10 protein-coding genes are annotated in these 8,290 nt (G+C 45.1%); all 10 read right to left on the bottom strand.

Features of this window, described 5'->3' with window-relative positions; translation table 11 throughout:
* Window positions 1-80 precede the first annotated feature (80 nt).
* On the bottom strand, window positions 81-677 hold the full coding sequence (gene cysC, locus P1P89_20960) for an adenylyl-sulfate kinase (protein MDF1593985.1): 597 nt from the start codon (window positions 675-677) through the stop codon (window positions 81-83).
* Window positions 678-784: 107 nt separating this feature from the next.
* The gene (locus P1P89_20955; GenBank protein MDF1593984.1) at window positions 785-1,180 is read right to left on the bottom strand and encodes a type II toxin-antitoxin system VapC family toxin; all 396 of its coding nucleotides are present in this window, start codon (window positions 1,178-1,180) and stop codon (window positions 785-787) included.
* Window positions 1,177-1,407, bottom strand: coding sequence for a type II toxin-antitoxin system prevent-host-death family antitoxin (locus tag P1P89_20950; protein ID MDF1593983.1), 231 nt, complete (start codon window positions 1,405-1,407; stop codon window positions 1,177-1,179). Before P1P89_20950 ends, P1P89_20955 begins: the two co-directional genes overlap by 4 nt.
* Window positions 1,408-1,669: 262 nt before the next feature.
* On the bottom strand, window positions 1,670-2,518 hold the full coding sequence (locus P1P89_20945; protein ID MDF1593982.1) for a glycosyltransferase family 2 protein: 849 nt from the start codon (window positions 2,516-2,518) through the stop codon (window positions 1,670-1,672).
* Window positions 2,519-2,590: 72 nt separating this feature from the next.
* Window positions 2,591-3,097 carry a class I SAM-dependent methyltransferase gene (locus P1P89_20940; protein ID MDF1593981.1) on the bottom strand — a complete coding sequence of 169 codons (507 nt, stop codon included), beginning with the start codon at window positions 3,095-3,097 and terminating at the stop codon, window positions 2,591-2,593.
* Window positions 3,098-4,225: a UDP-N-acetylglucosamine 2-epimerase (non-hydrolyzing) gene (wecB, locus tag P1P89_20935; GenBank protein ID MDF1593980.1), complete on the bottom strand. Its 1,128-nt coding sequence runs from the start codon at window positions 4,223-4,225 to the stop codon at window positions 3,098-3,100. It abuts the gene before it with no gap.
* Between the two features lie 72 nt (window positions 4,226-4,297).
* Window positions 4,298-5,332: a polysaccharide biosynthesis protein gene (locus P1P89_20930; protein MDF1593979.1), complete on the bottom strand. Its 1,035-nt coding sequence runs from the start codon at window positions 5,330-5,332 to the stop codon at window positions 4,298-4,300.
* Window positions 5,333-5,342: 10 nt separating this feature from the next.
* The gene (locus P1P89_20925; protein MDF1593978.1) at window positions 5,343-6,194 is read right to left on the bottom strand and encodes an SDR family oxidoreductase; all 852 of its coding nucleotides are present in this window, start codon (window positions 6,192-6,194) and stop codon (window positions 5,343-5,345) included.
* Window positions 6,191-7,414 carry a glycosyltransferase family 4 protein gene (locus tag P1P89_20920; GenBank protein ID MDF1593977.1) on the bottom strand — a complete coding sequence of 408 codons (1,224 nt, stop codon included), beginning with the start codon at window positions 7,412-7,414 and terminating at the stop codon, window positions 6,191-6,193. Before P1P89_20920 ends, P1P89_20925 begins: the two co-directional genes overlap by 4 nt.
* Window positions 7,415-7,420: 6 nt before the next feature.
* A complete protein-coding gene (locus P1P89_20915) occupies window positions 7,421-8,125 on the bottom strand; it encodes a hypothetical protein (protein MDF1593976.1) in 705 nt (234 codons plus the stop codon).
* Window positions 8,126-8,290 lie beyond the last annotated feature (165 nt).

Genomic DNA, 8,290 nt, shown 5'->3' with positions numbered 1-8,290 from the left:
ACCAATAAATCAACTATTTTGTTAATAATATTATATGTTTAAGATTTATTTTACGCGCTTAAGTTAATGGCATTGACCAACTACTTAGAAATTTTTGGCAGTATAAAATCGAGTACAATCCTTACGCAATCTTCCAAAGTATTCTCGTTCGTTTTCAGCACCAAATCCGCATTCTCGGGCTCCTCATAAGGTGAGGAGATGCCCGTATAGTTCTTGATCAGCCCTTGACGGGCCTTTTTATACAGCCCTTTTACATCCCTCTCTTCGCAGACTTCCACCGGACATCTTACATATATTTCATAGAAATCAGTCTCGCCAATTAAACTCCGGATGCGCCGGCGGTTTTTTCTGGTTGGGGAAATAAAGGCTGTCAAACATACGATGCCGGCATCAAGGAAGAGCTTTACCATTTCTCCGATGCGTCGGAGGTTCTCTGAACGATCTTCAGGCGAGAAATTCAGGTCCCCGCACAGGCCACGACGCACGTTATCACCGTCGAAGACATAAGTCAAATATCCAGCTTTGTATAGCCTCTCCTCTACAGCGTGGGCAATGGTTGACTTGCCTGACCCGGAAAGGCCGGTAAACCAGAACACAGCACTCTTTTGCCGGGCCAGTCTTTCCCTGAGCGAACGGTTTACGTTGCCGTTATGGCAGACGGTATTTTTACTATTCATATTTTTTATTTTTTTTGAAACGCTTATAATGGGGACATTCTCAACTTTTAAACTTTCTTTCGTGTGATGTTTCGAATAATGGGGGACATAAGTGTATAAGTTTCTGTTTACCAGATAGTAGCAACTTTTATGGATTGTCTTAATTTCTTATCAACAGTAACCAGTTTGGCATTTTCGATGATTGAAGTTGCAGCGATGATTCTATCAGCGGGATCCTTGTTATTGTCCGAAAACAAATCCGTGGAAAGTTCCGCTATTTCCGGCGTAATTCCCCGAAAAACGTATTTGTTGGATTCTAATATCAGTTTTATGAATTTCAGATATTCGATATCTATACGGAGTCTTCCTTTGTGCATCAGCATTGCTATTTCCCACAGCGAGATTTCACAAAATATTATTCCATCCGAATTGTTGGCTGCTGAAATGGCTTCTTCTGCTTTTTCGGAGAGCATCTCTGGCTTCAAAGCATTCCAAATAATTATGTGGGTATCTACAACAATCATTTCATAGCCTTCCACTCTTCATCAATTGGGGATAGGATATCACCAATAGTGGCATTCTTGCCCAGCTTCCGCAAAAATTCTCTTGACTTCTCCATTTTATCTTCCACAGGGACAAGTCTCGCCATTTCATGACCGCGTGAAGTAATTGTAATAATCTGCCCTTTCTGAACTTTTTTCAGAAATATTGACAGATTTTCTCTCAGCGTACTGATACCTATTTTTTCCATATTTTTGTCACCCCCTTTTTGTACAAGTTAATTGTACAACTCCATCCAGGGGAAATCAATGTTTTTTATAGGCGTAATGGGTAAATAAATAATATAAGGAAAATGGGGACATTCTCAAGATTTTAACTTTCTTTCGTGTCGATAATTTGGAAATTTGAGAGCCATACTCTCAAAGGATCAGTAAAATTCGACCACCATGTTCGAGTACCCGAAGAGTTTTGTCAAAAAACCGTTGCTGATAAAGAATCTGTCGGGACACGGGTTATATTACCTTAAATTTTTTAAAGGCAAAAAAGGTCATTTTTAATAAGAGCCAGCCATGGCGAAATCGACTGATTTGCGTTTCCCCATAGGCACGAGCATGATATCGGATGGGAACTTCAAGAATTTTCAGGTTCATTTTCGATGCGCCGAACAGGAGGTCGAAATCGCCGAATGGATCGAATTCGCCGAAAAAAGAACGGTTTTCCATAATATGAAAGTAATTTTCACGGGACAGCACCTTGGTGCCGCAGAGGGTGTCTTTGATGCGTTGATTTAGCAGCCAGGTAAATGCCATACTGAAAAACTTGTTCCCCAGCATATTCAGCAGGCGCATGGCCTGTTGTTCAAGGGGATATACCAGCCGACAGCCATTGATCAGCTCACCCTTTTGGGAAGCAACCGCATCGTAGAATTTGGGCAGATCTTCCGGCGCCACCGTCAGGTCGGCATCGAGGATCATTAGAATGTCGCCGCTCGCCTTTGTGAAGCCTTTACGGACGGCATCGCCCTTGCCGGTTTTATCTTGGACGAAAAACTTGATGTCTTTATCCGGATGGGCGGCAATGACACGTCTGATTTCTTCGGGAGTGCCGTCTTCGGAATGGCCGTCCACGAATATGATTTCGGTGTGCTTTCCCATATGGGGGATTCGATTGACGGCCGCTTCGATATTGCCCCGCTCGTTCCGGCAGGGAATTATCACGCTGACCGACAGGACGTCTTCAACCGTTATTCTTCCGGTGGGTCTTGCCACCAGATAGTTGCACAAACACAGCTTGTTGATAAAGGGAAAGGTCTCAAGGTAGTCGCTTATGCCGGACAGGACGGGAATTTTTATGGGAAGCATCAGGCGCTGGACCCGTTTAACGGTTTCAAAGCCGGACAGATCCAGCAGGTTTTCGATGTCGTCCGCCGAAAGTCAGTTCTGTTCCGGCTGGGGCGTTTTCCGGCCCAGCATTTCGGCCAGTTTGAGGACGGGTTCCCACATGAAATTGTAATAACCGATGATAACGCGGGTGGATGCGTCGCAAAAGGGATGCAATCCCTGCAGGGTGGCCTGGATGTCTTCGAGCAGCCCCAGGGTGTCGGAGATGATGATAAAGTCAAACCGTTCAGCGATATCCCAGGCCCGGGCGTTTTCTCCATCGGCATGAATGAAATGCAGATGCGGAAAAGCATCGGCGGCCTGTTGAATCATTGCGGAGCTGATGTCGATGCCGACTCCGTAGGCGGGTTCCACGGCATTCAGGAGTTCACCCGTACCGCAGCCCAAATCGAGTACCTTTTTCCCGGGCGGGATGAGAAAACGCAGGTATTTTTCCTGCGACGCGTGGTAATAGCGGTTTTTTTGTTTCCAGGTCCTTCGGGATGGTGCAATGGCATCGAAATGTTTCTGGACGCCCGCTTTGAATAACGACAAGCGCATCTATTTATGCCATACTGTCCGGTTGATATAATCCGTATAACTCATGATGATTCGCAGCACTTTTAGAGAAACATTGTCGACATTGTAATCGGACACCAATTTGAATCGACGTTTATTTTTGTCGTGCTGCGCCGTGACGATATTGATGGCGTCAATGACCTGCGCAGCCTTGAGGCCGCACATGATGAGCGTGCCTTCATCCATGCCCTCGGGACGCTCGTGGGCCTGACGAATAGTTACGGCGGGAAAGTTCAATATCGATGATTCTTCGGTAATGGTGCCGCTGTCGGAAATCACACATTTAGCGTTGATCTGAAGTTTAACATATTCAAAGAAACCCAATGGCTTTAAAAATTGAATATGATTATCTATTTCGGAACTCCCCAGCTTTTCTATTCTTTTTTGCGTTCGGGGATGCGTCGATACGATAATCGGTATTTGATAAGTGTTTTCGATCGCATTTAAAGAATGAATCAGGTCGAGAAAATTTTTTCCGTTATCGATATTTTCTTCACGATGAGCGCTTACAATAAAATAATTTCGGGTTTTCAGTTGTAATGTTTCAAGGATCTTTGAATCTTCGATCTGGGGCAGATAGTAGTCCAGCACTTCTTTCATGGGCGAACCGGTTTTAATAATTGTTTCCGGTCGAATACCTTCGGCCAGCAGATAACGTCTGGCATGTTCGGTATAGACCAGATTGATGTCACTTACATGATCGACGATTTTGCGATTGATTTCTTCCGGAACCCTTTGGTCGAAACACCTGTTGCCTGCTTCCATATGAAAAATTGGAATTTTATATCGCTTGGCGGCTATCACGGAAAGACAGCTGTTGGTATCACCTAATAATAAAAACGCATCCGGCTGCACTTTAACTATCACCTCTTCAGATTTTGCGATTACATTGCCAATGGTCTGTGCAGCTGTTTTGCCGGCCGCATCAAGGAAATAGTCGGGTTTTCTGATGTCCAGCTGTTTGAAAAATATCTCATTAAGTTCAAAGTCATAATTTTGGCCGGTATGAACCAAGATGTGTTCCGTATGCCGGTCAAGCGCATGGATCACCTTGCTAAGTTTGATCACTTCGGGCCGCGTTCCGACCATGGTCATGACTTTGATGGGCATATTAAAATCCTCTTGTGTTGTCTTCCAATTATATCAAACGCACTACAGTCGATCGGACTAAATATTAAAATTTCAGTCGCCTGGAAGCAAACCGTTGTTTTTCAATAAAATGGCAGTTTCTTCAATATCGATAACGTTGTCAGCCGAGCTATATTCTTTTTTCATCGAAATGGGTTCCTGCTCTTCTGGGTCCCGCAATTCCGGCAGCATGGGTAAAATAGCATAGTAGTCCCTGCGCTGGACAGTGTGATGGATTTCCTCTTCCGAAATCAGAATTTCGTGCATTTTTTCACCGGGACGGATTCCGGTTACCTGAATGTCGATCTTGCGTTTTCCAACCAGGGCTTTAGCGATGTTCATGACGGTGGCCGAGGGGGCTTTCGGTATATAAGTTTCCCCCGGGCGTGCCTCTCGCAGGGCTGCAAATACGGTATCCACCGCTTGGTCCAGACTTTGGAGAAAACGGGTCATTTCAGGAACGGTCACCGTTACCGGTCCGCCCTTTTTGATCTGGTCGTGAAATAGAGGAATCACCGATCCCCGTGATGCCAGCACGTTGCCGTACCGCACACAAACAAAGCGCGTATTCGGATTCAGGATATTTGCCGACGTAAAAATCCGTTCTTGGATCGATTTGGTCATCCCCATGACATTCACCGGTTTACATGCCTTGTCGGTACTGATGGAAACTAGGGTTTCTATGGGATAATCGTTTTCATGGATCGCCCGTACAATATTGGCGGGCCCCATACAATTTGTTAAAACCGCCTGTTCCGGAAAATATTCACAGGCCGGTACCTGTTTCATGGCGGCGGCATTGACGACAATATTAACATCCTTGATCGCAGCACATACATCGGCAAAATTCCGGACATCACCGATGCGAAATTCCAGCACATTCATAAAATTGCGGTAGATAACCTCATCCGTGGCTGCATGGAGATACAGATAATCCATTCTCATCTGGTGCTGCTTGGTCTCGTCTCTCGAAAAGACAATCACTTTTTTCGGAGTCCCCAGTTCCCCCTTCAGGGCACGATGAACAAATGTTCTTCCCATTGAACCGGTACCGCCGGTTACTAAAATTTTTTTACCTTCAAATAACATGTTGACTCCTCTATAGGTTAAGGATCAGTTCGTCGATCATCGCCTCCCATGTTGGCGAAACATAGGAAAATTCCCGCCGGAACCGGGTCGAATCGAGGCTGCGATTACATTCGTAAGTGTCATCGGCATCAATTTCAAGCTTGAAATTAAATTTGTCTCTCAGCAAAACCAGCAGATCGTATTTGTTGATCGGATAACTGGAAACATGATATAAGCCGGTTGCTGCGGGAAAGTTTAGCAGTAGATTTTCGATGATGCGGCTCATTTCAAGGGTGGTGAATCCGGAAAAAATAGCTTTTTTGTACCCGTTTATCTTGCTTTTTTGCGAAAGAAACCACTCAAGTAGATTCTTTTTTTCCGTTAATTCCCGACCGATGATCGACGATCGCAATGTCAGGGTATTTTCCTGCTGCAGTTCCCCCAACAACTTTGTTCGGCCGTATAGATCGTTCGGGTCGGGGAGATCTTCTTCACGGTAATTCCCCTTTGTGCCCGAGAAGACACAATCCGTGCTCATATGGATCAGACGAATACCGAGCCGTTCGCAGATAATGGCCAACTTATGCGGAAAAAGGGCATTGATTTCAATGCTGGGAATGGGCTTCTTTGCGATTTCTCTCTGCTTGACGATGCCGATCGCATTTACCACGGCATCCGGGCGAAAATCGGTAAGTACACCCTTGACTGTATCGTTCGACCGAATGTCGATTCCGGCATAAGCGTTCTCTATGCTGAAAATTTTATATTTATTATAATATTCAATGGGTTGTCTAAGTGTCACACGAACGTTATGGTTTGGTGAAAGGTATTTGAATAGTTGATGCCCCAACATACCGTTTCCTCCCAATATCAGTATCTTCATTTTGCTGCGCCTTCTGTGATCCAGATATTTAATTTATCCAGCAAGACATCTCGATTAAAATGCCCACAAAAATATTTTTCCCCGCGCTTGCCCATTTTCGTCAATTCTGTTTTCGGCAGTTGATACATCGTCAAGACTTTTTTTGCCAGCGCACGTGCATCCCCGGCCGGAACAGCCATTCCGCCGCCTGATTCCTCTATGATCCGGGCGCCTTCGCCATCGATGGCTGCCAGAATCGGTTTGGCGCATGCCAGGTAGGACTGGACTTTTGACGGAATCGTCAGTGAAAAAATTTTTTCCTTTTTAAGGGTAACCAACAGCACATCAGCCAGCGAAAAGAACCGCGGCATGGTCGTTACCGGATGCCGGCCCAACAGATGTACGGTCACCTCCAGCCCCCGGCTCTTTATTTCGTCCTCGACCCAGGCGCGCATGCTGCCGTCGCCGAGAATTATCCAATGAATATCTTTATGTTTTTTCAGACGTTCGGCTGCTGTTAAGATCGTCGGAAAGTCCTGGGCCTTGCCGATGTTACCGGCGAACATGATGCGAAAGCCATCCGGCATGGTCGACCGCTCGGGCGCATCACTTTCTATTTCCATAGGGGCATATAAGGCCTCCGCACTGTTCGGGAAATAGCGTATCCGGTCTGCCGGCACCCCCAATCGCTTCAGGCAGGGTTCAAAGGCTTCGGACTGAATCAGAAGTCTGTCACATCCTCGATAAATAATTTTAACCAGATATTCAACCGTTTTTAGAATCGTTTTGGATTTAACCATGCCGGTGGCGGACAGCGTTTCCGGCCAGACGTCCTGGACCCACAAAAAAATCGGGATACGGCACAGCTTTTTCATCAGCATTGCCGGCAGACCAGTGGTCACCGGCGACGGCTGAAAGACGAACACCAGATCGAAACGATTTTTGACCAGAAACAGTACGATCCCGCTCGCAGAAAAGGCCGACGACAAATAACTGAGGGCAAGACGCAAGGCGCCCTGTTTGCCCCTGGGGATCAGCGGCACCCGAATGATCCTGACACCATTGTAGATTTCAACATTTTTTTTAAAAATCCCGTAGCCCTTAAAAAAATATCCATCGGGATAGTTGGGGATGTTGGTTATGACCGTTACCTGATGCCCGCATTGAATCAGAGAAACAGCAAGATCGTTGATGCGATAACTTTCCGGCCAGAAGTAATGTGTGATGATCAGAATGTTCATTTCCACCTAGATCTCGTTCCGATACCATAACGTAAAATATTTATTCAAGATGTAAATAATCGAAATATTAATGAAAATAACACCAAAAAGCAAGTAGCTTCGTCCAGGCGCATATCCAAAATGGGTGAACCTTGAAGCCACAACCTGCGCAAATAACGCCGCTAAAATTAAATTTGACTGGCTTAGATTATAAATCGATATTTCAATGGCCGCAGCAAATGATGCAGCTAAAAACATGGTAATAAATAAAAAGACTAAAGATCCCGGATAGTAGCAAAAGGCTAAAATCCCAGGCAGTGAAATGAAGTGGTGTTTGGAAAAATCCATTTGTGCATAACCGGATGAAGCGATTTCCAGGTCATAAAAACTGGTTCCCTGATTTGAATACTTTTCTTTCCATGCCTGTTTCCATAATTTCCATCCCAATTTAGGATAACTTGAAACCGCTATTGTGCCCTCAATCCCGATCCAGCGATCGATAATAAGGGTCATTACATTATGGCCAGTACCGGAAAAATTAATTTTCGGGTCGATCGAGTCGCTGTCTGAATACTGATAATTTCTCAACTGTGTAACGCCAACAATAGAGATCCCGAATAAAACTATAAATATCGATGAGACGGTCAGATAAAATCGGAACGATGGTGTAATGGAATGCGTTTTCAAACTCTTCATCGCCCCTATCGCTAACGCTCCCGCATTTAAAACCATGCCTCGGCTTAACATTGACACATTGGAAAAAAAACATTCCAATAATGTTAACGTCACAATTACATAGTTGATTTGCTTATTTAAAATAATACTGGGTATGCAGTTAACTCAACCGCCCACTATATGTAGAGGGTTACCTCCAATAATCATTTGGCGCGACACAGG

Source organism: Desulfobacterales bacterium (assembly GCA_029211065.1).
GTDB lineage: Bacteria > Desulfobacterota > Desulfobacteria > Desulfobacterales > JARGFK01 > JARGFK01.
The sequence above is the reverse complement of the archived record's forward strand: the minus strand, read 5'-3'. Positions and strand labels throughout refer to the sequence as shown.

Coding starts and splice junctions, on each gene's coding strand:
- cysC (MDF1593985.1), bottom strand. CDS start 677: ATGAATAGTAAAAATACCGTCTGCCATAACGGCAACGTAAACCGTTCG.
- P1P89_20955 (MDF1593984.1), bottom strand. CDS start 1,180: ATGATTGTTGTAGATACCCACATAATTATTTGGAATGCTTTGAAGCCA.
- P1P89_20950 (MDF1593983.1), bottom strand. CDS start 1,407: ATGGAAAAAATAGGTATCAGTACGCTGAGAGAAAATCTGTCAATATTT.
- P1P89_20945 (MDF1593982.1), bottom strand. CDS start 2,518: ATGCTTCCCATAAAAATTCCCGTCCTGTCCGGCATAAGCGACTACCTT.
- P1P89_20940 (MDF1593981.1), bottom strand. CDS start 3,097: ATGCGCTTGTCGTTATTCAAAGCGGGCGTCCAGAAACATTTCGATGCC.
- wecB (MDF1593980.1), bottom strand. CDS start 4,225: ATGCCCATCAAAGTCATGACCATGGTCGGAACGCGGCCCGAAGTGATC.
- P1P89_20930 (MDF1593979.1), bottom strand. CDS start 5,332: ATGTTATTTGAAGGTAAAAAAATTTTAGTAACCGGCGGTACCGGTTCA.
- P1P89_20925 (MDF1593978.1), bottom strand. CDS start 6,194: ATGAAGATACTGATATTGGGAGGAAACGGTATGTTGGGGCATCAACTA.
- P1P89_20920 (MDF1593977.1), bottom strand. CDS start 7,414: ATGAACATTCTGATCATCACACATTACTTCTGGCCGGAAAGTTATCGC.
- P1P89_20915 (MDF1593976.1), bottom strand. CDS start 8,125: ATGGTTTTAAATGCGGGAGCGTTAGCGATAGGGGCGATGAAGAGTTTG.